Annotated in this window: 22 protein-coding genes; 10 read left to right on the top strand and 12 right to left on the bottom strand. The window is 72.8% G+C overall.

Annotation, left to right across the window (positions count from 1 at the left end; genetic code table 11):
* The first annotated feature begins 30 nt into the window (after positions 1-30).
* On the top strand, positions 31-837 hold the full coding sequence (locus ACIG5E_RS06795; RefSeq protein ID WP_396532021.1) for a DUF1963 domain-containing protein: 807 nt from the start codon (positions 31-33) through the stop codon (positions 835-837).
* 3 nt (positions 838-840) lie between these two features.
* Here ACIG5E_RS06795 and ACIG5E_RS06790 read toward each other — a convergent pair whose 3' ends face one another.
* From ACIG5E_RS06790 to ACIG5E_RS06760, 7 genes are all read right to left on the bottom strand, one after another.
* Complete coding sequence (locus ACIG5E_RS06790) at positions 841-1,302, bottom strand: GNAT family N-acetyltransferase (protein ID WP_396532275.1); 462 nt, start codon at positions 1,300-1,302, stop codon at positions 841-843.
* Positions 1,303-1,304: 2 nt separating this feature from the next.
* Positions 1,305-2,039: an exonuclease domain-containing protein gene (locus ACIG5E_RS06785; RefSeq protein WP_396532019.1), complete on the bottom strand. Its 735-nt coding sequence runs from the start codon at positions 2,037-2,039 to the stop codon at positions 1,305-1,307.
* A 303-nt stretch (positions 2,040-2,342) separates the two neighbouring features.
* Positions 2,343-4,289, bottom strand: a complete 1,947-nt coding sequence (locus ACIG5E_RS06780) for an FtsX-like permease family protein (protein ID WP_396532018.1) — start codon at positions 4,287-4,289, stop codon at positions 2,343-2,345.
* Entirely contained in the window at positions 4,286-5,029 is a 744-nt protein-coding gene (locus ACIG5E_RS06775; RefSeq protein WP_396532274.1) for an ABC transporter ATP-binding protein, read from the bottom strand. The genes ACIG5E_RS06780 and ACIG5E_RS06775 overlap by 4 nt, the downstream gene beginning before the upstream one ends.
* A gap of 65 nt (positions 5,030-5,094) precedes the next feature.
* Positions 5,095-5,577 (bottom strand): hypothetical protein, encoded by a 483-nt coding sequence (locus tag ACIG5E_RS06770; RefSeq protein ID WP_396532017.1) that lies wholly within the window; start codon positions 5,575-5,577, stop codon positions 5,095-5,097.
* Complete coding sequence (locus ACIG5E_RS06765; protein ID WP_396532016.1) at positions 5,574-6,029, bottom strand: GNAT family N-acetyltransferase; 456 nt, start codon at positions 6,027-6,029, stop codon at positions 5,574-5,576. Before ACIG5E_RS06765 ends, ACIG5E_RS06770 begins: the two co-directional genes overlap by 4 nt.
* Positions 6,030-6,089: 60 nt before the next feature.
* Positions 6,090-7,364: an SAV2148 family HEPN domain-containing protein gene (locus tag ACIG5E_RS06760; protein WP_396532015.1), complete on the bottom strand. Its 1,275-nt coding sequence runs from the start codon at positions 7,362-7,364 to the stop codon at positions 6,090-6,092.
* A gap of 383 nt (positions 7,365-7,747) precedes the next feature.
* On the opposite strand from ACIG5E_RS06760, the gene glgX reads away from it, so the two are divergent.
* From glgX to treZ, 3 genes are all read left to right on the top strand, one after another.
* Complete coding sequence (gene glgX / locus ACIG5E_RS06755) at positions 7,748-9,895, top strand: glycogen debranching protein GlgX (protein WP_396532013.1); 2,148 nt, start codon at positions 7,748-7,750, stop codon at positions 9,893-9,895.
* A gap of 71 nt (positions 9,896-9,966) precedes the next feature.
* On the top strand, positions 9,967-12,429 hold the full coding sequence (gene treY, locus ACIG5E_RS06750; protein WP_396532011.1) for a malto-oligosyltrehalose synthase: 2,463 nt from the start codon (positions 9,967-9,969) through the stop codon (positions 12,427-12,429).
* 2 nt (positions 12,430-12,431) lie between these two features.
* The gene (gene treZ / locus ACIG5E_RS06745; protein WP_396532010.1) at positions 12,432-14,162 is read left to right on the top strand and encodes a malto-oligosyltrehalose trehalohydrolase; all 1,731 of its coding nucleotides are present in this window, start codon (positions 12,432-12,434) and stop codon (positions 14,160-14,162) included.
* 4 nt (positions 14,163-14,166) lie between these two features.
* On the opposite strand, the gene ACIG5E_RS06740 is transcribed toward treZ, so the two are convergent.
* The gene (locus tag ACIG5E_RS06740) at positions 14,167-15,060 is read right to left on the bottom strand and encodes a transketolase family protein (protein WP_396532008.1); all 894 of its coding nucleotides are present in this window, start codon (positions 15,058-15,060) and stop codon (positions 14,167-14,169) included.
* 96 nt (positions 15,061-15,156) lie between these two features.
* Complete coding sequence (locus ACIG5E_RS06735; RefSeq protein ID WP_396532006.1) at positions 15,157-15,873, bottom strand: thiamine pyrophosphate-dependent enzyme; 717 nt, start codon at positions 15,871-15,873, stop codon at positions 15,157-15,159.
* A 56-nt stretch (positions 15,874-15,929) separates the two neighbouring features.
* On the opposite strand from ACIG5E_RS06735, the gene soxR reads away from it, so the two are divergent.
* Positions 15,930-16,481 carry a redox-sensitive transcriptional activator SoxR gene (gene soxR / locus ACIG5E_RS06730; RefSeq protein ID WP_396532005.1) on the top strand — a complete coding sequence of 184 codons (552 nt, stop codon included), beginning with the start codon at positions 15,930-15,932 and terminating at the stop codon, positions 16,479-16,481.
* A gap of 43 nt (positions 16,482-16,524) precedes the next feature.
* Entirely contained in the window at positions 16,525-17,448 is a 924-nt protein-coding gene (locus ACIG5E_RS06725) for an aminoglycoside phosphotransferase family protein (RefSeq protein ID WP_396532003.1), read from the top strand.
* Positions 17,449-17,459: 11 nt separating this feature from the next.
* Here ACIG5E_RS06725 and ACIG5E_RS06720 read toward each other — a convergent pair whose 3' ends face one another.
* Together ACIG5E_RS06720 and ACIG5E_RS06715 are read right to left on the bottom strand one after the other, a co-directional pair.
* Complete coding sequence (locus tag ACIG5E_RS06720) at positions 17,460-17,981, bottom strand: GNAT family N-acetyltransferase (RefSeq protein WP_396532001.1); 522 nt, start codon at positions 17,979-17,981, stop codon at positions 17,460-17,462.
* Positions 17,982-18,056: 75 nt separating this feature from the next.
* Positions 18,057-18,695: a formylglycine-generating enzyme family protein gene (locus tag ACIG5E_RS06715; protein ID WP_396531999.1), complete on the bottom strand. Its 639-nt coding sequence runs from the start codon at positions 18,693-18,695 to the stop codon at positions 18,057-18,059.
* Positions 18,696-18,801: 106 nt separating this feature from the next.
* On the opposite strand from ACIG5E_RS06715, the gene ACIG5E_RS06710 reads away from it, so the two are divergent.
* Positions 18,802-19,236, top strand: a complete 435-nt coding sequence (locus tag ACIG5E_RS06710) for an SRPBCC family protein (RefSeq protein ID WP_396531997.1) — start codon at positions 18,802-18,804, stop codon at positions 19,234-19,236.
* 149 nt (positions 19,237-19,385) lie between these two features.
* Here ACIG5E_RS06710 and ACIG5E_RS06705 read toward each other — a convergent pair whose 3' ends face one another.
* Positions 19,386-19,859 carry a hypothetical protein gene (locus ACIG5E_RS06705; protein WP_396531996.1) on the bottom strand — a complete coding sequence of 158 codons (474 nt, stop codon included), beginning with the start codon at positions 19,857-19,859 and terminating at the stop codon, positions 19,386-19,388.
* A gap of 339 nt (positions 19,860-20,198) precedes the next feature.
* Between ACIG5E_RS06705 and ACIG5E_RS06700 the strand changes: the two genes are divergently transcribed.
* From ACIG5E_RS06700 to ACIG5E_RS06690, 3 genes are read left to right on the top strand one after another with little or no spacing between them, the layout of a single operon-like run.
* Positions 20,199-20,594 carry an SseB family protein gene (locus ACIG5E_RS06700; protein ID WP_396531995.1) on the top strand — a complete coding sequence of 132 codons (396 nt, stop codon included), beginning with the start codon at positions 20,199-20,201 and terminating at the stop codon, positions 20,592-20,594.
* Positions 20,595-20,619: 25 nt separating this feature from the next.
* Positions 20,620-21,159, top strand: a complete 540-nt coding sequence (locus ACIG5E_RS06695; RefSeq protein WP_396531993.1) for a hypothetical protein — start codon at positions 20,620-20,622, stop codon at positions 21,157-21,159.
* A 4-nt stretch (positions 21,160-21,163) separates the two neighbouring features.
* Positions 21,164-22,936: a putative T7SS-secreted protein gene (locus ACIG5E_RS06690; RefSeq protein WP_396531992.1), complete on the top strand. Its 1,773-nt coding sequence runs from the start codon at positions 21,164-21,166 to the stop codon at positions 22,934-22,936.
* Positions 22,937-22,972: the final 36 nt, after the last annotated feature.

Raw genomic sequence — 22,972 nt, 5'->3', positions numbered from 1 at the left:
GAGTTACGGCTGTCCCTAAGGTGGTTCACCGTGACGGATCTTCCACCCAGCCCCGCCGAACTCGTCGCCGCGGTCCCCGGGCTCGCCCCCTACCTGCGGCCCGCCACCCTGCTGCACCCGTACGCCGCGCAGCCCGCGCCGGGGGCGAGCGGCATCGGCGGCCCGGCGCTGTGGCCGGCCGGCGAACCCTGGCCGCACTGCACCGCCAGGCACCCGGAGGAGGACGACCGGATCCCCCGCCCTGACCCCGAACTGCGGGCCGTCCCAACGGCCTTGATCCCGCTCGCCCTGATCCGCGCCGAGGACGCGCCGCACCTGCCCCGGCCGGAGGGCACCGACCTGCTCCAGGTGCTCTGGTGCCCCAACGACCACGACGACATCCAGGGCGAGCGCTACTACTACGGCCCCGCCGTCGAACTCCACTGGCAGCGCGCCGCCGAACTCGCCCCGGCCACTCCCCCGCCGCCCCGGCTCAGCGAGGAGGAGTACCTGCCGCAGCCGTGCGCGTTGCGCCCCGAACAGCTCCTCGACCTGCCCGACCGGGACGAGCTGCCCGAGGAACTGGCCCGCGCCGTCGCCGAGTTCGCCGAACGGCAGGGTATCGAGTACGAGCGCGACCCGGGCCGCGCGGAGGGCTGGAAGCTGGGCGGCTGGCCGTCCTGGCACCTCACCGACCTCGTCCCGGTCGACTGCGGGCGGTGCGGCGAGCGGATGACGCACCTGCTGACCGTGGAGAGCGGCGACGACCCGGACCTGTCCGTCGGACGGCACGGGGAACTGCATGTGTTCGTCTGCCCGGTGGACGTGGCGCACCCGGTGGGGCTGGACCTGCAGTAGCGGTCAGGTGACGCGCAGCCGGTAGACCTGGCGGGAGCCGCCCTCCGGTCCGGGCTCGGCGGCCTCGGCGGCGGTGAAGCCCAGCCGCTCGTAGAACACCCGGGCGCCGCTGGTCACCGCGCCGGGGTGGTCCGGGCCGAAGGTGACCACCTCGACCACGGCCGGGGCGCGGACGTGCCGGCGCAGCGCGTCCTCCACCAGCGCCCGGCCGACGCCGGTACCCCGGGCGCGCTCGGCCACCACCAGCCAGTGCAGGTGGTGCAACGGGGGCCCGCCGCCGAACAGCAGGCCGCCGAGCAGGCCCCGGTCATCCTCCGCGACGGTCGCGCTCCCCCGTGCGAGGGACCTCTCCACCGCGCGGTGGAAGCCGGGTTCGGCCACCATCGGGCCGAACCAGTGCTCGACCTCGGCGGCGAGGGCGAGGAAGCCCGGCAAGTCCCCGGGGCGGGCCGGGCGTACGGTCACGGTCATCCGGTCACGCCCGGCGACTCCTGGTCCGTCGGCCTGGACGGCCAGCGCGGATCCACCACCGCCAGCGGGTCCTTGCCGCGGCGCAGCCAGGCCTGCAGGCCCTCGGCCCACTCCCGGTACCAGCCGATCTGCCGCCCGTGCAGTTCGGCCGGCGCCACCTCCCCCACCTCGGCCGGGTAGCGCCCGGCCAGCGCGACGGCGACCCGTACGGCGGCCAGCGCGTCGCTGCCCGCCTCGTGGGCGTCCGTCAGCTCCACCCCGTACACCTCGCACACCCGCTGCAGGGTCCGCGAGCCCTTGCGGTACCTGTCCACCGCCCGGTCGATCACCAGCGCGTCCAGCACCGGCCCGACCGGCCCGCCGAGCCGCTCGGCCAGGCTCGGCAGCCCGTACCGGCGCAACTCGGCGTCGAGCAGCGAGAGGTCGAACGGCGCGTTGAACGCCACCACCGGCCGCCCGTCCGCGATCCGCGCGCACAGCGCCGCGGCTATCTCCTCCACCGCCTCCTTGGCCTGCCGCCCCCTGCTGCGCGCCATCGCATCCCCGATCCCGTGGATCGCCTCCGCCTCGGCGGGGATCGGCACCCCGGGATCGAGCAGCCAGTCGGCGACCTCCACCCGGACGGCGCCGACCGTGTCCACGAGCGCGGCCGTGACGATGCGGTCCACGGCCGGGTCGGTGCCCGTGGTCTCCAGGTCGAAGCCGACCAGTGGCTGCTGCCACCAGCTCATCAGGTGTGTCCTTCCGTCCTCCAGCGAAACAGCCCCTATCATCACCCGCCCCACCGACAACCCGGCCGCCAGGGGAGCCGTCCCGGCTGCTCGGGCGGCTGCCAGGACCGCGTCGGCGGCCGTCTCGGCCCCCAACTCGCCGGGCCCACGGGGTTGCCGTCCGGGCGGGATTCGAGCAAGCCGTCCGCCGGACCGACACCACTGTCCTGTAGGGCTGTTGAGTGGCCACACGGAACGGCCCCGGCGCGCTCGCGAGCGCGCCGGGGCCGAGTGACGGTGTCGTACGACGACCGGTCCTGGGCCCTACCGCGCCGCCACCGGGCCGGTCAGGGCGAGGCGGCTGGGCAGCACGCTGGCCGCCACGGCGAGGGCCAGGCAGAGGGCCGCGCCCGCGCCGAGGGGGAGCCAGGGCAGGTGCAGTGCGACGCCGGCCTGTCCGGCCAGGATGCGGTGGTTGAGCAGGGCGGTGGTGCCGTACTGGGTGAGTGCGGTGACAGCGAGGGCGAGGACGGCGGCGGTGGCCACGACCAGGACGGCTTCCAGGGCGACCATCTGCAGGACCTGGCGGCGCACCGTTCCGGCCAGGCGCAGCACGGTGAAGTCGCGGCGGCGGTCGGCGGCGCTCATCACCATGGTGTTGACGATGGCGATCAGGGCGTAGAGCAGGGCGGGGCCGAGGATCGTGGTGGTGGCGATCCAGGCGTAGTGGGCGTTGGGGTCGGGTCCGGGGTCGTGGGCGTCGGTGAGGACGCCGCCGAGCCGGTCGGCGGGTTCGGCGCTGAGGTGGACGGCGCCGGGGCGGGCGCCGTCGAGGTGGCCGGCGGCGGCGTCGCCGCTGAGCATGATCTCGTCCAGGCCGAGCTGGGTGCGGTAGACGAGGGCGAGCCGCAGGCTGGCGATGGTGCCGTCGGCGAGGCGCAGGTTGACCTGGTCGCCGAGCTTCCAGCCGTGGCCGCGGGCCTGATCGGTGGAGGCGGCGAGGGTGGCGCCGCGCAGGTCGGCGGCGGTGCCGTCGACGGCGGGCAGGGTCCAGGCGGTGGCGAGGTCGCCGTCGACGACGGTGGCGGCGGACGGGACGGAGGCGGGCGAGTCCTCGCCGTGGTCGTCGAAGGCGGGCCGGTCGGCGCCGAGACCCATGACCACGGTGGAGGTGGTGGCGGTGGCGTGCAGGCCGGGCGTACCGGCGGTGAGCCGGCGGGCGGCGTCGGCGGGCAGCGGGGCACTGCCGGGGCGCAGCACGTAGCGGGCGGCGGCGGTGGCCTTGCCCTGGGCGGTCATGGCGTCGGCGAAGGCGGCGGTGGAGCCGACCATGGTGCCGGTGAGCGCGATGGTGAGGAAGGCCGGGGTGGCGGTGGAGACGGTGCGGCGCACCGCGGTGAGCGCGTTCTGCCGGGCGAGCAGCGGGGCGGCGGCGGTGAGCCGGGCCAGCGGGGCGCTGAGCAGCCGGACCAGCACCGGGACGACCACGGGCGCGAACAGGGCGATCGTGGTGATGGCGGCCAGATCGGCGCCGAGCACCCACTGGGAGGCGACCTGGGGGTCGTCCGGCTGGTCGCCGGGGACGGGCGGCATGGTGGCCGCGGAGAGGTAGTAGTAGACGGTGCCCGCGAGGGCGAGCAGTCCGAGCAGTGCGAAGGCCCAGCGCGGCCCGGTCATGACCTTGCGGTCGACGGCGGCGTCGCCGAGCGCCTCGACGGCGCGCACCCGCCCGGCCCGGGCGGCGGCGGTGACGGCGCCGAGCAGGGCGACCAGCAGGCCGACGGCGGCGGCGAGCAGCATCGGGCCGACGGCGGGCCGGGCGGTGAAGCCGTCGGGGGCGGCGCCGCGGGCGACCAGCCAGGCGGCGAGCGCGGGTGCGCCGGCCAGGGCGAGCAGGCAGCCGCTGACGGCGGAGGCGAGGGCGACGACCGCCGCGTCGCCGGTGATCAGCCAGACGATCTGGCGGGGCGTGGCGCCGACGGCGCGCAGCATCGCGATCTCCTGGCGGCGCTGGGCGACGGCGAATGCGAAGGTGCCGGCGACGACGAAGACAGCGACGAAGGCGGCCATCGCGGAGGTGAACTGGAGCACCTTGTGCAGCGAGGGCGCGCCGATCGGGGAGTCGTCCCCGGCGGTCTCGTTGAGGAGGCTGCCGGTGGTGGCGACCAGGGTGACGCCGAGGGTGAGGGCGACGTAGGAGCCGGCGAAGGCGGCCTTGCGGCGGCGCAGGCTCGCGGCGGCGACGGGCAGGAGGGTGCCGAGCGACGTCATGCGACGGTCTCCAGGGCGGTCATCCGCTCGGCGATCTGCTGGGCGCTGGGGTGGGGCAGGTCGTCGACGATCCGGCCGTCGGCGAGGAAGAGGACGCGGTCGGCGTAGGAGGCGGCGACCGGGTCGTGAGTGACCATCACGGTGCTCTGGCCCTCGTGGTCGACCAGGTCGCGCAGCAGGGCGAGCACGTCGCGGCTGCTGGAGCTGTCGAGGGCGCCGGTCGGCTCGTCGGCGAACAGCATCCGGGGCTTGGTGATCAGGGCGCGGGCGATGGCGACGCGCTGCTGCTGGCCGCCGGAGAGCTGGGAGGGCAGGTGGCCGGTGCGCTCGCCGAGGCCGACCTGGGTGAGGGCACGCCGGACCTCGGCGCGGTCGGGCCGGCGCCCGGCCAGGCGCAGCGGCAGGCCGACGTTCTGCTCGGCGGTGAGCGAGCCGACCAGGTTGAACGCCTGGAAGACGAAGCCGAGTCGCTGCCGGCGCAGGACGGTCAGCTGGGTCTCGGTCAGCCCGGCGAGGTCGGTGCCGTCCAGGACGACCCGGCCGCTGTCGGGGCGGTCGAGGCCGGCGCCGCACTGCAGCAGGGTGCTCTTGCCGGAGCCGGAGGGGCCCATCACGGCGGTGAAGGTGCCGCGGTCGAAGCTGACGTCCACCCCCCTGAGCGCCCGCACGGCCTCCGGGCCGGTGCCGTAGGTGCGGTGTACGTCTTCGAGGCGCAGCACAGCGGCCCCGCCCTCCCCCATGATCTTCACGGGAGCTACACCTACCACGTGCGCAACCCGGACGACCAGCGGTTTTGAGGGAATCGTTACTGAGCGTGGCGACCCCGGCCCAGTCGTAGCGCCTCGGCGCGGGCCTCGGCGTCCAGCTGCTCCCGGGTGCGGGTGCCGTACTCCAGTGCGTCGTACTCGTAGTCGAGGCAGGAGAGCGGTTCGGCGAGCTCCAGGCGGTGCCCGAACCGGCGGTGGACGGTGCGGGCGAGTTCCCGGGGCGTCAGCTCCGCGTTCAGCAGCTGCCGGGCGAGCGCCCGCAGGCCGGCCTCCTCGCTCTCCCGGGTGTCGAGCTCGGGCAGGTCCAGGCCGAGTTCGGCCATGACGGGTGGCAGCAGGCCCTCCACGTCGGTGTCCGCCTCGCCGTAGGTGCAGGCGGCCAGGACGCGCAGGGCCGGGGTGTCCAGTCCGGCAACCAGGGCCGCGCAGGCGGCGTCGACGACGTCACGGGCGCGCAGTTCGCCGATGGCCCAGAGCGCGGAGCGGTCGTACAGGTCCTCGCGGGCATCGTCGGGGGTCATCGGGCGGGCTCCCGGTGCATGGTGGCGTCGATCGGGTCCTCGTGGACGACCTCGAAGCCGTGCCGCTCGTACAGCCGCTGGGCCGCGCTGCCCTGGAGGACGACGAGGCGCATCGGGTCCCCGGCGGCGTCGGCGTCGGCGAGGAGGTGGCGCAGGACGGCGGTGCCGAGGCCGCGGCCCTGGAGGTGCGGGGCCAGGTAGAAGAGCTCCAGGTGGCGCCCGCCCTGCTCGTCGGGGCGGATGGTGACGCAGCCCGCGAAGGCTCCCTCGACCAGCAGCACGGAGGTGTACCGGGTGGAGAAGGACTTCCGCACGCGTTCCCGGGACCGCTCCTGGTCCCAGCGGCCGAGGCGTTCCAGGTCGGCGCGCATGACCTGGGCCTTGAGTTCGACGATGGGTTCGAGGTCCTTGAGGCCGGCGGGTTCCAGGGTCCAGGCGGGGAGGCTGTTCACGGCCCGCAGTGTTCCACCGGCGCCGCCGCCGTGACCAGCGGTTATCTCACGATGCGAGCCTCAGGACACGTTCCGGGAGTCCGCCCAGACCCCCTCGAACTCCTCGCGGTAGACCTCCAGCAGCCCCGGTTCGGTGCCGCCCGGCTGCTGGCCCGCTCCGCCGCGCAGGATCAGCGCCGGGGACTCCATGCCGCGGGAGCGGCGCAGGTAGGGCTGGATGACGCCGAGGTCGCGGCTCTGTCTGCGGCCGGCGACCGGGCCGGTGGGGCGGGGGCCCTCGACGAGGTAGGCGGTGAAGCGCGGGGTCTCGTCGAAGACCCGGATCTCGAAGCCGCCCTGGTCCCGCAGCCGGGCCCGGACCCTCCGCACGTGCATGATGTTCATCTCGATGGAGCGGGACAACTCGCCGCGGGAGAGCCCGAGTTCGCGTTCGCGGCGGCGTACGGCGCTGCTCGCCGGGTTGAGGAACAGCAGCCGCACCCGGCAGCCCTCGCCGGCCAGGCGGACCAGGCGCTTGCCGGTGTAGTTCTGGCAGAGCATGCCGAGGCCGATGCCGAGGGCGTCCAGGCGGCGGGCGCCGTCGAGCAGGTCCTCGACGGGCAGGTCGCGCTGGAGCCGGACCCGGTCGGCGTGTACGGCGACGACGTCCGCGTAGCGCCCGGCGACGAGCGACTCCACCACGTCGGCGGGCACCCCGCCAGCGCCGCCGTCGAGGACGGCGAGCAGCCGGGCGGCGGCGCGTTCGGTCTGGGCCAGCACGGTCTGGGTGAGCACCCGGTTGCGGGAGACCACGTGCCGGGCCACTTCCAGCTCGTCCAGGGCGAGTTCGATCTCGCGCCGGTCGGCGAGGTAGGGCTCGAAGCAGGGCCAGTGCTGGACCATCAGTTCGCGCAGCTGGGGCAGGGTGAGGAAGACCAGCGGGTCGTCGTCGGCCGGGTCGAGCAGGTAGCCCTTGCGGCGGCTGACCTCGCGCACCGCGCCGGCCCGGTGGGCCCATTCCTCGCCGGCCGGGCCGGCGGCGGCGGTGACCCAGTCCTCTCCGTGGGCGGGCGCGTAGATGGGGTGCAGCACCTCGTCGACGAGGGAGCGCAGCCGCTGTTCGACCAGGTTGAGCCAGACGTAGGCGCGGCCGGACAGCCGGACCCGCTGGTAGGCGTCCTCCCACTCGCCCGCCGACCAGGCGAGCGCGGGGACCTCGACGGGGCCGCCCTGGGCCGGCACCAGGGCGCGGCCGGTCATGGTGGGGCGCATGACCACCGTGGGCGCCTCGCTGCGGGTACCGCCCCGGTCGGGGCCGTCGGGCCCGGAGCCACGGCCGCCGGCGGGGAACACCATGCGCCACCTCATCTGGTTGCTGCTCGTTCTGCCCCGGGGAGGTTGACGGACCGTCGGTGTCCGCGGGACCGGCCGGGGCGGCCGGACGATCAAGGGTACTGCCCGCCGCGAGCCGCCCGCAGCCGGATGGGCGAGGGGGCTCGCGCGCACCACCCGCCCCACTCTTCACAGGATTCGCCGCTGGACACCCGTTCGGGCGAACCCCGGCGCTATCTCCCGGCCGTCGGGGAAGGGCTCGGGAAGTATTGCGGGCTGTGCCGTGCGTCACGGCGCGAGAGCGTCGCACATGCCCGACCGCCCGGCCGGGAAGAGAGCGCACGGGTCCAGGCAGATTGTCGGACTACATGTCAGTTTCTGTACACCGCTAGGAAGTTGAGGACGTCATGCAGGTCTGGCCCGGTAAGCCCTACCCCCTCGGTGCCACCTACGACGGGGCCGGCACCAACTTCGCGGTGTTCTCGGAGAGTGCCGACCGGATCGAGCTGTGCCTGATCGGCGAGGACGGCTCGGAGACCGCCGTCGAACTGCGCGAGACGGACGCCTTCGTCCGGCACGCCTACCTGCCGGGCGTCCAGCCCGGCCAGCGCTACGGCTTCCGCGTGCACGGCCCGTACAACCCGGGCCTGGGCCAGCGGCACAACAGCGCCAAACTGCTGCTGGACCCCTACGCCAAGGCGATGAGCGGCCACATCGACTGGGACGAGTCCGTCTACGGCTACCACTTCGGCGCACCCGAGCGCCGCAACGACCTCGACTCCGCCCCGCACACCATGCACTCGGTGGTGATCAACCCGTACTTCGACTGGGGCACCGACCACCCGCCGCGCACCGACTACCACCGCACCGTCATCTACGAGGCCCACGTCAAGGGCCTCACCCAGCTGCACCCCGGCATCCCCGAGGAGATCCGCGGCACCTACGCCGGCCTGGCCCACCCGGCCGCGATCGAGCACCTGGCCAAGCTCGGCATCACCGCGATCGAGCTGATGCCGGTGCACCAGTTCGTCCGCGACCACCGGCTGCGCGACCTCGGCCTGGCCAACTACTGGGGCTACAACACCATCGGCTTCTTCGCCCCGCACTCCTCCTACTCCTCCGGCGGCGACCGCGGCCAGCAGGTGCAGGAGTTCAAGTCGATGGTCAAGGCGCTGCACGCGGCCGGGATCGAGGTGATCCTCGACGTCGTCTACAACCACACCGCCGAGGGCAACCACCTCGGGCCGACACTGTCGCTGCGCGGCCTCGACAACGTCTCCTACTACCGCCTCGCCCAGGACCAGCGCTTCTACGAGGACACCACCGGCACCGGCAACAGCCTGCTGATGCGCAGCCCGCACGTGCTCCAGCTGATCATGGACTCACTGCGCTACTGGGTCACCGAGATGCACGTGGACGGCTTCCGCTTCGACCTCGCCGCCACCCTGGCCCGGCAGTTCCACGAGGTGGACCGGCTGTCCTCGTTCTTCGACCTGGTCCAGCAGGACCCGGTGGTCTCCCAGGCCAAGCTGATCGCCGAACCCTGGGACCTCGGCGAGGGCGGCTACCAGGTCGGCAACTTCCCCCCGCTGTGGACGGAGTGGAACGGCATGTACCGGGACACCGTGCGCGACCTGTGGCGCGGCGAGAACGCCACCCTGGCCGAGTTCGGCTCCCGGCTCACCGGCTCCTCCGACCTCTACCAGGACGACGGCCGCCGCCCGATCGCCTCCATCAACTTCGTCACCTGCCACGACGGCTTCACCCTGCGCGACCTGGTCTCCTACAACGACAAGCACAACCAGGCCAACGGCGAGGACAACCGGGACGGCGAATCCTTCAACCGCTCCTGGAACTGCGGCGTCGAGGGCCCGAGCACCGACCCGGCCGTCGAGGAGCTGCGAGCCCGCCAGCAGCGCAACTTCATCGCCACCCTGATGCTCTCCCAGGGCGTGCCGATGCTCTCCCACGGCGACGAGCTCGGCCGCACCCAGCTGGGCAACAACAACGCGTACTGCCAGGACAACGAGCTCACCTGGGTGCACTGGCCCGAGGGCGAGGGGCCGGCGGCACGGCTGCTGGAGTTCACCCAGGGGATGATCTGGCTGCGGCGCGACCACCCGGTGTTCCGGCGGCGGCGCTTCTTCCACGGGCGGCCGGTGTCCGGACGGCAGGGCTCCGGGGTCCTCTCCCCGAACGGCTACGACGACCTCACCGACATCGCCTGGTTCACCCCCGCCGGGGAGGAGATGACCAAGCGCAACTGGGGCGCCAGCTACGCCAAGTCGCTGACCGTCTTCCTGAACGGCTACGCCATCTCCGAGCCGGACCGGCGCGGCGGGCGGATCGTCGACGACTCCTTCCTGCTGATGTTCAACGCCCACTTCGAGCCGCTGGAGTTCAGAGTGCCCGCCGACCACGGGCAGGAGTGGCAGGTCGTGGTGGACACCGCGCAGCCCCGGCTGCCCGCCCCGGGCGCCGGCGCGCGGGTCAAGGCGGGGGACGCGCTGTGGCTCACCGACCGCTCGGTGATGGTGCTGCAGCGACCGGCGTAGCGGGCGTGCGCTCACCTGTTCGGGTCAGCAGCGGGTCTTGGCGGCGGGCCCGGCCGGGTACCTATGGACCTATGACCTCCGCCGCCGAGCCCGCGCAGCCCCGCCCGGCCGCTACCCACCCCGCCTCGCCCCCGACCACGCCCCCCACCTCGTTTCCCACCGCGTCGTACCGCCTGCAGCTCCAGCCCGGCTTCACCCTCCACGACGCCACCGCCGCCGTCCCCTACCTGGCCGCCCTCGGCGTCTCCCACCTGCACCTCTCCCCGCTGCTGGAGGCCGCCCCCGGCTCCACCCACGGCTACGACACCGTCGACCACACCCGGATCAGCGAGCAACTCGGCGGCGAGACCGCGCTGCGCGCCCTGGCCGCCGAGGCGCACCGGCACGGCCTGCGGCTGATCGCCGACGTGGTGCCCAACCACATGGCCGTGCCCGTGCCCGAGCGGCTCAACCAACCGCTCTGGCAGGTCCTGCGGGACGGGCCCGACTCGCCGTACGCACACTGGTTCGACATCGACTGGACCGCCCAGCCCGGGCCCGCCGACGCCCCCGGGCGCGGGCGGGTGCTGCTGCCGCTGCTCGGCGACCGGCTCGGCGCCGTCCTGGACCAGCTGACGGTGGACGGCGAACGGCTGCGCTACCACCGGCACGAGCTGCCGCTGCGCCCGGGCACGGAGGAGCTGCCGCTGCCCGAGCTGCTCGCCCGCCAGTGGTACCGGCTGGCCTGGTGGCGCCTCGCCCGCACCGAGCTCAACTACCGGCGCTTCTTCACCGTCAACGAACTGATCGCCGTCCGGGTCGAGGAGCCGGAGGTCTTCGCCGCCACCCACGCCGTGCTGCTGGGACTGCACGCCGACGGCGTCCTGGACGGCTTCCGGATCGACCACCCGGACGGGCTCGCCGACCCACGCGGCTACCTGCGGCGCCTGAGCGAAGCCGCGCGCGGCGCGTACATCGTGGTCGAGAAGATCCTCACCGGCGATGAGCGGCTGCCCGAGGACTGGCCGGTCGCGGGCACCACCGGCTACGACGCGCTGCGCCGGATCGACGGCGTGCTCACTGACCACGCGGGCGCCTGCCGGCTGGCCGGGGCGTACGAGTCCTTCCTGCACGGCGGGCCGGTCCGCGACCTGTGCCAGGACCCGCACCCGGCGATCGCGGCCGCCCGGCGCGGCCGGGCCGACATGACCGGGCCCGACGGCGAGCTGACCGCCGAGGTCGAGCGGCTGGTCCGGATCGCGCTGCGGATCGGCGCCGCCGAACCCGCCCACGCCGACCACGCGCCCGGGCAGCTGCGGGCCGCGCTGCGGCGGCTGCTCACCGACTACCCGGCGTACCGGCCCTACGCGCGGCCCGGGGAGCCCGCCTTCGACGACCCGCTGCAGGCCACCGGCCCGCTCGGCCCGGACGGCGCGGCGGACCCGACCGAGCGCCTGGTCGCCGCGCTCGCCCTGGGCGAGCTGGGGCGCAGCACCGACAAGGACGAGTTCTGCGTGCGCTTCGCCCAGACCGCCGCCGCCGTCGCCGCCAAGGGCGTCGAGGACACCGCCTTCTACCGCTGGAACGCGCTGCCCGGCCTCAACGAGGTCGGCGGCGACCCCGCCCGGCCCGGACTCCACCCGGCCGAGTTCCACGACTGGTGCCGCTACCTGGAGCGCACCTGGCCGCACAGCATGACGGTGCTCTCCACCCACGACACCAAGCGCAGCGCCGACGCCCGGGCCCGGCTCGCCGTCCTCGCCGAGCAGCCCGAGGCCTGGGCCGCCGAGGCCGCCGCCTGGTCCACCGCCGCCGGGCCCGCTTTCGATCGCGACGCGGACTGGCTGCTCTGGCACACCCTGGTCGCCGCCTGGCCGATCAGCCCGGACCGGCTGGTCGCCGCCCTGCTCAAGTCCGCCCGCGAGGCCAAGCTGCGCACCTCCTGGACGGCCCCCGACGCCGGGTACGAGCAGGCCCTGGAGCAGCGGGCCCGGGCCGTCCACGGCAACGCCGGGCTGCTCCCCCGGATCGAGGGCCTGGTGCACGCCCTCGCCCCGTACGCCCGCTCCAACACCCTGGCGGCCGCCCTGCTGCACCTGACCGTCCCGGGCGTGCCGGACCTCTACCAGGGCAGCGAGGAGCCGCTGTACACCCTGGTGGACCCGGACAACCGGGGCGTGGTGGACCTCGGCGCGCTGGCCGTGCGGCTCACCGACGCGGCCACCCCGCGCCCCGGCGACCTCGCCCGGGAGAAACTCCACCTGACCGCCACCGCCCTGCACCTGCGCCGCTCCGGCCCGCTCGGCGCCTACCGGCCGCTGGCCGCCCCCGACCACCTGCTGGCCTTCGCCCGGGGCGAGGACGTGGTCACCGCCGTCACCCGGCTGCCCTACGGGCTGGCCCGGGCGGGCGGCTGGCGCGGCGAGGTGCTGGAGCTGCCGGCCGGCGGCCCGTGGACGGAGCTGCTGTCGCTGCGCAGCTTCCCGGCCGGGGCGGTGCCGGTGGCGGAGCTGCTGGCGACGTACCCGGTGGCACTGCTGACCAGGAGGGGCTGAGGATGTCGCGCTACGAGGTGTGGGCGCCGTACGCGAAACACCGGGTCGATGTCGAAGTGGACGGCGGTGTCCACGAGTTGGCCCGCTGCGCCGACCGGGACGGCTGGTGGGCGGGCGAGGCGCCCGAGGGCGACTACGCCTTCCGGCTGGACGGCGGCCCGCCGCTGCCCGACCCGCGCTCGCCCCGACAGCCGCACGGCCCGGACGGCGCCAGCCGGGCGGTGGACCACGCCGCCTTCCGCTGGTCGCAGACCGGCCGGCGCGGCCGCGCGCTGCCCGGCGCGGTGCTGTACGAAATGCACGTCGGCACCTTCACCGCGCCCGGTACCTTCGACGCGGCCGCCGAACAGCTGGACCACCTGGTCGAGTTGGGCGTGGACTTCGTCGAGCTGATGCCGGTCTGCCCGTTCCCCGGCAAGCACGGCTGGGGCTACGACGGGGTGTCCCTGTGGGCCGTACACGAACCCTACGGCGGGCCGGAGGGGCTCAAGCGCTTCGTGGACGCCGCGCACCGCAAGGGCCTCGGAGTGGTGCTCGACGTGGTGCACAACCACCTCGGCCCGTCCGGCAACCACCTTCCGGCGTACGGCCCGTACTTCACCGACCGGCACCACACCCCGTGGGGCTCGGCAGTCAACCTGGACGCACCCGGCTCGGACGAGGTACGCGCCTACCTGATCGGCAGCGCGCTGGCCTGGCTGCGCGACTACCGGATCGACGGCCTGCGACTGGACGCGGTACACGCCCTGGTGGACGACCGGGCCGTTCACTTCCTGGAGGAGCTCTCGCACGAGGTCGAGCGGCTGGCGGTTTCGAGCAACCGGCCGCTGTTCCTGATCGCCGAGTCCGACCTCAACACCCCGCGCACCACCGCCGCCCGCGAGGCCGGCGGCCAGGGCCTCACCGCGCAGTGGAGCGACGACTTCCACCACGCCCTGCACTGCGCGCTCACCGGCGAATCCCAGGGCTACTACGGGGACTTCGCGCGTGGGCCGCTCGCCGCCCTGGCCAAGACGCTGCGGCGCGGGTTCTTCCACGACGGCACCTGGTCCTCGTTCCGGGAGCGCAGCCACGGGCGGCCGTTCGGCCCGGGCAGCGGCCACCGGCTGCTCGGCTACCTGCAGACCCACGACCAGGTCGGGAACCGGGCGCTCGGCGACCGGATCTCCACCTCGCTGCCCGCCGGACGGCTGGCCTGCGGGGCCGCGCTGGTGCTCACCTCACCGTTCACCCCGATGCTGTTCATGGGCGAGGAGTGGGGCGCCGCCACCCCCTGGCAGTACTTCACCGACCACACCGACCCGGACCTGGCGGAGGCCGTCCGACAGGGCCGGCGCCGGGAGTTCGCCGAGCACGGCTGGGCCGCCGAGGCCGTCCCGGACCCGCAGGAGCCGGCCACCGTACTGCGGTCGGTGCTCGACTGGACCGAGACCCGGCGCGCCCCGCACGCCGAACTCCTCGGCTGGTACCGGACGTTGATCCGTCTGCGGCGCGAACGCCCGGAACTGGCCGACCCCGAGCTCGGCGCGGTGCGGGTCGCCTTCGACGAGGCGGCGGGCTGGCTGGTGGTGCACCGGGGGCCGTACCGGGTGGCGGTCAACCTCGGCCCGGCCGGGGCGGCGCTGCCGCTGGCGGCCGCCGGACGGGAGATGGTGGCGGCCTTCGGGACGGCCGCGCTGGAAGGAGCGGCGGTGCGGCTGGCGGCGAACTCGGTCGCGATCGTCCGCACTTGAGGGATCACCAGAGGAAGGTGGCGATCCGCTCCTTGAGTGAGGAGGCGTCCAGGCCGTAGGCGGCCAGGTGCTCAGTCATCGAGCCGTAGTGCCGGTGCTCCCCGCGCGGCACGCCCAGGGCCAGCACCCGGTGCGGGCGGTCGGTCAGCGCCGCGTGCGCCTCGTTGGCCGAGGTGCCCTCCAGGTACGGCTCCACCAGCACCACGTCCGTCCGCTCGCCCAATGCGGCGCGCAGCCCGGCGGTGTCGAAGGGGCGCACCGTCGCCGCGTACAGCACGGTGACGTCCAGGCCCTCGGTGGCCGCCAGCACCGCGTCCAGCATCGGGCCGACGGCCAGCACCACGCCGCGCGAGCCGGTGCGCACGGTGGTGAAGCGGCCGGGCTCGACCGCGACCGGCGCGGCGTTCTGGTGGTTGGAGAGCCGGACGTACACGTTGCGGTCGCCGTCGGCGACGGCGTGGCGCAGCAGCTGCTCGGCCTCCTCCGGGTGGCCGGGGACGTGCACCGTCCAGTCCGGGAGGGTGTCCAGCAGGGCGATGTCGCCCGGGGACATGTGGGTGCGGCCGGCCGCCGGGTTGTCGTAGGAGCCGCCCGCGCTCACCAGGACGGCACCGACGCCCTGGTGGACCAGGCTCAACTTGAGCTGCTCGAAGGGCCGTTCGACCAGGAAGCTGGCGAAGGTGTGGGCGATCGGGCGCATCCCGCTGAGCGCCAGGCCGCCGGCCGCGCCGACCAGCAGCTGCTCGCGGATGCCGACGTTGACCACCCGGTCGGGGTGGCGCTCGCGGGCGGGCTCGAAGGCGGCGGCGGTGATGTCGGCGAGCACCACGGCCAGCCGGGGGTCCTCGTCCAGGAGGCGGGTGGTGACGTCGACGAAGCGCTCGCGCATGGTGTCCATCGGTGAAGTGCCTTTCGTTCTGGTGGGGTTGGCGAGCTCAGGAGTTCTTGGGCTCAGGAGTTCTTCAGGGCTTCTTCGACTCAGGGCTTCTTCGGCTCACGAGTTCTTCGGCTCGACGCGGGCGACCACCACGTGCGGGCGGCCCGGGTGCGCGGTGGTGTAGGCGCGGTGCAGCGCCTCGTGGTCACGGCCGTCCACCGTGGCGGTCGACCAGCCCGCGGCGGCGAACCGCTGGGCGATCCCGCCCTGCCAGCCGTGGGTGGCCGAGGAGTTGTCGATCACCACCGCGTGCAGCCGGTCCAGCCCGTAGGCGCCGGCGAAGGCCACCGCCTCGTGGTTGGAGCCCTCGTCGAACTCGGCGTCGCCGACCAGCACCCACACCGCCGGGTCGGTCAGCCCCTGCGCCCGCAGGCCGAGCGCGGTGCCGACGGCCAGCGGCAGGCCGTGCCCGAGCGAGCCGGAGGAGATCTCCACACCGGACAGCAGGGTGCGGTCCGGGTGGTAGCCCAGCGGCGAGTCGTAGCCGCCGAAGCTCGACAGCACGGCGGGGTCGATGAAGCCCTTGGCGGCCAGTACGGCGTAGTAGGCCATCGGGCCGTGGCCCTTGGAGAGCAGGAAGCGGTCGCGGTCCTGCGCCTCGGCGGTGTCGGGGGTGACCCGCAGCACCCGGTCGTACAGCACCCAGAGCGCGTCCAGGGTGGAGGTGGCCGCGACGTCGTGCTTCTCGTCGCCGGTCATCAGGGCCATCAGCGGCTGGAGGTCCTCGAAGCGGGCGGTGCCCGCGGTGGTTTCCGTGGCGGTCTTCGTCGTCATGCACCGATCGTGCAACTTAAAGCGAACTTGAGGTCAAGCCGCTACAGTGAGTGCCCATGACCGCGATACCCGACGGCGACCGCACCACCGGCCCGCGCACCGGCGACCTCCTCACCATCGGCCAGCTGGCCGCCCGCAGCGGGCTCGCCGCCTCCGCGTTGCGCTACTACGAGAGCCTCGGCCTGATCCACGCCACCCGCACCGCCGGCGGCCAGCGCCGCTACCTCCGTGGCACGCTGCGCCGGATCGCCTTCGTCCGGGCCGCCCAGCGGGTCGGCCTCTCCCTGGACGAGGCCCGCGTCGCCCTCGACCGGCTGCCCGAGCGCCCCGCCCCCAGCGGCACCGAGTGGACCGCCGTCGCCGCGTCCTGGCAGAGCCGGATCGACGAACAGATCGCCGAACTCGAACTGCTCAAGGCCAAGCTCAGCGGCTGCATCGGCTGCGGCTGCCTCTCGCTCACCCGCTGCGCCCTCTACAACGCCGACGACCGGGCCGCCCAGGCCGGCCCCGGCGCCCGCTACCTGCTCACCCGCGACCCGGGCACCGGCCCGGAACCCGTCCCGGCCGACGTCCGGAGCGGCTGCGACACCCGGCCCGGCACGGACTGAAGAGCCTTTGCCGCAGGGCGGTTGGTGTGCCTACGGTGACCGCATGCTGCCTCTGGTGGAGACGGACGAACAGTGGGACGCGGTCGTCCCCGACGAGTCGGTGATGCGCCCGGGCGCCGAGGCCCTCTGCACGCAACTGGGCGTCGGCGGGCAGCCGTTGACGCGCTTCGCGGAGGGGTCCGTCCCGGTCTACGCGGTCGGCGGGGAGCACGTGCTCAAGCTGTTCCCGGCGGCAAGCGCCCAGGACGGCACCGCCGAGGAGCGCGTCCTGACCTTCCTGGACGGCGCGCTGCCGATCCCCATCCCCGCCGCCCGGGCGGCGGGCGAGTACGTCAACGGCTGGCGCTACGTCCTGATGTCCCGCCTCCACGGCGAGGGCCTGGCTCCCGCCTGGCCGCGCATCCCGCAGACCGACCGCGAGCGGATCGCCCGCGACTGCGGCGAGGCGCTCGCCGCCCTGCACGCCCTCGACGCCGAGCCGCTCGCCGGCACCCTCGCCCCCGGCGACTGGCCCGCCTTCCTGGCCCGGCAGCGCGCGGGCGCCGTCGCCCGGCAGCGCGAACACGGCCTGCCGGAGGCCTGGCTGGAGCAGATCCCCGACTTCCTCGCCGCCGCCCCGCTGCCGGCCATCCCACAACGCACCCTGCTGCACACCGAGTTCATGCGCGAGCACCTGATCACCGATCCGGCCGGCCGCTGGCGGCTCACCGGCCTGATCGACTTCGGGCCCGCGATGATCGGCGACCCGGCCTACGACCTGGTCGCCGTCGGCCTCTTCACCACCCGAGCCGACCCGCGCCTGCTCGGACAGCTGCTCACCGCCTACGGCCGTCCCTTCGAGCCGCGACTGCTGATGGCGTACACACTGCTGCACGTGTACAGCAATCTGCCGTGGTACCTGCGGGAGTTGAAGCCCTCGGCGCAGGCCCTGGACGAGCTCGCCGAGGAGTGGTTCGGGGTCGCCTGAGAAGCCTTGTGTCAGGGCCGCGGATCGGTGCGCAGCAGGCCGTAGATCACCCCGTCGCGCCACTGCCCGCCCCGGAAGGTCACCGCGCGGTGGACACCCTCACGGGTGAAGCCGACCTTCTCCAGGGCGCGCTGCTCCGCGATGTTGTCGACGTCGGTGTCCGCCTCCACCCGCATCACCGGCGTGTGCGTGAACAGGTAGTCCACCAGCAGCCGTTGGGCCTGGGTGCCGATCCCCCGCCCGCACGCCTGCGGCATCAGCTGGATGCCGATGTTCCAGTACGGCGCCGTCGGCAGCATCCCCTTCCGCCTGGCGGCGACGAAGCCGCAGAACTCGTCACCGGCGACGACCGCGAAGATCCACTGGTCCTCCCCGAGCAGCCCGTGCTCCGCCCACCGGCGCCGGAACCGCTCCGGGTCCCGCCAGCCGTACCACTGGAACTCGCCCATCTCCTCGGGGTCGTTGACCAGTCGGCCGAACGCGGGGAGGTCGGCTTCGGCTATCGGACGCAGGGATACCGTTTCATCGCTCATGCAGGCGCCAACGCGCGGCCCGCCGGGAGGGTTCCGTTGGGTAGTCGCCGGGTGTTCGCCGGGTATTCGCCGGGATCAGGGGCCGGTCGAGCGGGCGAGCCGGAAGCCCACGTCGTCGATCCGCAGGGTCGGGTGGCTGCGGCGGCGGACGGAGGCGCGGCAGCTCCAGTGCTCGTCGAACCAGCCGCCGCCGCGCAGGACGCGGTAACTGCCGTACACCTCGGGGTCGTAGAGCTCCCAGCACCATTCCCACACGTTGCCGAGCAGGTCGTACAGCCCGTAGGCGTTGGGCCGCAGCTCGCCGACTTCGTGCGGACGCTCGCCCGAGTTGCCGCGGTGCCAGGCGATCTCGTCCAGCGGGCCGTACCGCGGCCCGTCCGTCCCGGCGCGGCAGGCGTGCTCCCACTCGGCCTCGGTCGGCAGCCGGTAGCCGTCGGCGCTGCCGTCCCAGGCCACCTCGTCGCCGTCCACCCGGTAGGCGGACGCGAGGCCCTCGCGCCGGGACAGCTCGTTGCAGTAGCGGACGGCGTCGAGCCAGGACACGCTGTGTGCGGGTCGGCGGTCACCCACGACACCCTCGTACTGCTCGCGGGTGACCGGACAGGGCGCCAGCTCGAACGGGTCCACCTCCACGCTCCAAGTCCGCTGCGTACGGCGGTCGGAGAGCGTGACGCGGCCGGGCGGAACGGCGATCAGTCCGGTACTTGGTTCCATGATCGGCGATCCTACGGCCGGCCCTGAACGGCTTGTCCCCTGGCGCCGCCGCCTGACGTGACGTCAGACTGGTCCCCGGCCCAGCGGACGAAAGGCGGCAACAATCATGGCGGTCCTGACGGTCAGCACAGTGGTGGAGGCCCCCGCCGAGCAGGTGTGGGAGCTGGTCGGGGACTTCCACTCCCTCGGCGACTGGCACCCTCACCTGCCACCGAGCCGACTCGGCAACGGGCCGGCGGGCAACGCGATCGGTTCGGTCCGGGTCTTCGAACTGCCCGACGGCGTCGTGCTGCACGAGACGCTGCTCGCCTACGACCAGGAGGCCCGCAGCTACACCTACAGCTTCCCCGACGGCACCTTCCACTTCGACGGCTACCGCGCCACCCTGCGGGTCACCCCGGTGACCGAGCTGGGCGCGAGCTTCGTGGAGTGGAGCGTCACGTACGACATCGAGGCCGAGCACCGCAAGGACTCCACCGAGCGCGTCCACGGCGTCTTCACCACCGGCCTGGCCGGCCTCCGCGACCGCTTCGCCGCCTGACCACGCGGGGCGGGTCCGACGGACCTGCCCCGCCGTCCCTCAGGTCCAGCTGCCGGGTGGTCGGCGCGGGTTCCCAGCTCCGCATGTCGGTGGAGTCGCACTTGTCGGCGCCAACCCACTCACCGGCCTCCCCCACCGACGCCGCTCTCCTACACGGCCTCGACCGCACCGCCGGCCGCCTCGCCCTCCTCCGCCATCCGGCCGGCCCCGGGCGGCCAGCTGTGACCGGCCTCGTGTAGCGCGGCCAGGGCCCGGTAGTCGTTGCTCAGCATCACCTGGGCCAATCGGGCGGCCGCAGCCACCACGGCAGGCCAGCCCGGATCATCCAGGAAAGCCTCGTCGGGAGAAGAAGCGCCGACCGCGTCCTGCACCGCGCCGTAGGCAGCGCCGAGACACGACATCAGCTCGACCTCCTCCGCGGTGCGAAGGCTCCCAGCCAGGAAACGCGCGGGCTCGTGCGCATCGCAGAAGTCGTCGAAGAGCACGTGCACGACGTGGTCGAGATCCTCGAACTGGTCCCGGTCGAGCCACACTTCCCGCTGCCAGGTCGGGCTGGCCAGAGCCACGACCGCAGGCACGACGTGGAGCCGGAAGTTCGGAAAGGCGATGCCGTGATCGATCACGGGGCGAGGGTACCGATCGCGCGACCAGCCGAGCTGCCGAGCAAAGCTCAGTACTGCGCGCCAGGGCGCGGGCCGGAGCCCGATCGGTTTCGATGAACGTCACGTCGATCTGGCCCTGGGCAGGTCGTTCGCGGTTCGCAAGCCAAGGCGGAAGCGTCGAGGTACACGGGCCGCTCGGTCGTGGCGAGTACCCACGGTGCGGTCACTCCCATTCACGGATGCGGAGCCGCTTATCCCCTGGGAGACCCTCACAGCCCGGTGACACTCTGCTCGAAAGTGTGTGCGCTAAGGTGTCGAGCGGTTTGTGTATTGGGGGTAACGGTGGGTAACGCGGGCCTGGTGCACCAGGTGCGGATGCTGCGGGCTGGGGTCGGGGATCCGTCGGTGATGCTGGCGCAGTTTCGATTGAGCGCGGTGTTGGTGCCGTTGTGGGGCGACGAGGCGGTGTGGACGGGGGACGAGGGGGGTCTGCGGTGGATCTTCGCGTTCTCGTCCGAGGAGGAGTTGGCGGCGTTCGTGCGGTCGAAGGGGCTGTCGCTGGACGGGTTTCCGTACATGACGGTGCTGGGGAGCCGGTTGCTGGATGTCGCGGTGCCGGGTCTGGGTGTGCCCGGGGGGATCGCGCTGGATGTGGTGGGGAAGGAGCCGATGCTCTTTCCTCCGGTGCGGGGGATCGTGCCGGACGAGGTGGCTCTGGACGGGCCAGAGACGACGGGGGTTGTGGGCGTTGGGTGAGGGCTATCAAGCAGATCCTGAGGCGTTGAAGCTGGTAGCGGACGGCCTCAACGGAGTGATCGCCGAGTTGAAGTCGATCGGCATAGCCGGGATCGCGGAGGGCGGGCGCGGCTTCACCGAGCTGGAACTGGGCGGGATGGACGTCGGTGACTTCGAACTGTCCACGTCGTTCGGGGAGTTCTGCGAGCGCTGGAGCTGGGCGGTCAGGTCGCTGGTGGTGAAGGGCTCGAACATGGCAAGCAAGATCGGCCTGGCGGCCGGCACCTACCACGAGCAGGAGCAGTACGCGAGCGGGCTGACGAAGGACGTCGTGGCCGGCATCATCGGCAATCCCCACCTCACCGAGGAACAGGTCGAACACGAGTCGTGGTCGCAGGTGTGGGCCGACAACCCGATCAACGACGTCATGCACCCCGACTACTCCGGCAAGTCCTTCGACAAAGCCGAAGGCGACATCAAGCAGCAGTGGCAGAAGGCGGCCCAGGACGCGGTCCAGAAACCCGGCATGGTCAACATGACGCTGACCGCGACGGTCGGCCCCGTCCCGCCGGCCCCGGAGAAGTGACGGCATGGGATTTCTCGGAGACGCCCTGGACTTCGTCGACGATGCCGTCGACAGCGGGACGAAGTTCGTCGCCAAGGGCCTGCGCAAGGGCGGGCACCTGGCCGGGGAGGCACTCGACGCGGCCGGTCTGCACGGCGCCGGACAGACCGTCAGCGGCTGGGGCGACGACATCGCCGACGACGCCGGCCTCAAGGTCAAGGAACGCAACCTCGACCAGAGCGACGACCCGAAGGAACTGCTGCACGGCGACGCCAAGAAGCTGAACGAGGTCGCCGGCCACCTGCAGAAGTTCCACGACGCGTTCGACAAGGCCGGCCAGGGCCTGACCCGCCTGGACACCGACCACTGGACCGGAGAGGCCGCCGAGAAGTTCCGCGGGGAGTTCGACCCCCAGCCCAAGCAGTGGCTGGCGGCGGCGGACGCCTTCGCGAAGGCCGGAACCGCTCTGACCGCCTATGCCCACACCGTCAGCTGGGCGCAGGACCAGGCGAAGGAGGCCGTCAGGATCTGGAAGGAGGCGCAGAAGAAGACGGACGCCGCCGCCAAGACCTACATGAACGACGCGATGACCTACGACCTGCGGCTCAAGGCGTACAACGCGACGCCGGCCGACCAGCGCCAGGGTGACCCGCCGGCCAAGCCCGGCGAATTCACGGCCCCTGCGGACGCGGTCGCCCAGTTCAAAGAGGCCGAGGACAAGCTGAACGCCGCCCGCACCCAGCGGGACTCGGCCGCCCGAACGGCACTCGCGACGGTCAAGGCGCTCGTGGAGTCCGCCCCGGCGATGCCGAGCCAGACCGAGATCCTCAAAGCCGACCTGATGGACACCGCCACGTCCGTCCCGCAGCTCGCCGTCCACTTCGGCGGCGGCGTCATCAAAAGCGCCGTCGACCTGAACAAGCTCCTGCGCAGCGTGAACCCGATCGACCCCTACAACGCCACCCACCCCGCCGAGTACGCAACCGGCCTCTCCGGCCTCCTGTCCGGTCTGTCCAGCACCGCCAACAACCCGACCGAGGCAGTCAAGGGTCTCGTCGGCAGCGGCTGGGGCTCCGACCCCGCCGAAGCCGGCGGCAAACTCTTCGGCAACCTGCTACTCGCCCCCGAAACCGGAGGCAGCGGCGTCGCCGCCACCGCCGCCGAACGCGGAGCCACCGCGGTAGCCGAAGACGCAGCCAAGAACACCGCCGAACAGGTCGCCAAGGACGCCGCTGGGCAGGGTGGCACGGCCGACTGGTACAAGGACATCTTCAAGCCGCAAGGTCCCTGGCGGCCGGACACCCAAGCCACATACCCGGCCTACCATGCGGGCTCACTGTCACCGGAGCAGGCCCAGGCCCTGATCGACAGCGAATTCCCCTGGCTGAAGGACATGAACAAGCCGCGCTGGGATTCCGAACAGCCTGGATACGGGGTGAACTGCACCAACAATGTTGTCACGGTCGACAAAAGACTTGATGGCCTGGACCTGTACACTGCGCCACATCCGATTGGGCGTACTGAACTGGAGACCGAAGAGCTGTTCAAAAAAGAGCTCGGAAATCCGACAGCATCGTTCCAAGAGGTTCGCGGATACGATGTGATCAGCGAGGACATGTCGGCAAGAGGGCCCGGCTCTCGTGGAGTCGTGCAGATTGGCCGGGAAGGGGGAAGCGGCCACGTGTTCAACGTAGTCAATATTGATGGTCGCGTGATCTATATAGACGGTCAAACCGGCAGACTGGCAACGCTGGAGAAAGACGATATTGTCAGTATAAAATATATGCCTTATCGATAGCCAATGTCGAAATCGCCTTGAATTATTGCGTTAGGA

Origin of the sequence: Kitasatospora sp. NPDC053057, assembly GCF_044546945.1 — a bacterium.
Classification (GTDB): domain Bacteria; phylum Actinomycetota; class Actinomycetes; order Streptomycetales; family Streptomycetaceae; genus Kitasatospora.
The sequence above is the reverse complement of the archived record's forward strand: the minus strand, read 5'-3'. Positions and strand labels throughout refer to the sequence as shown.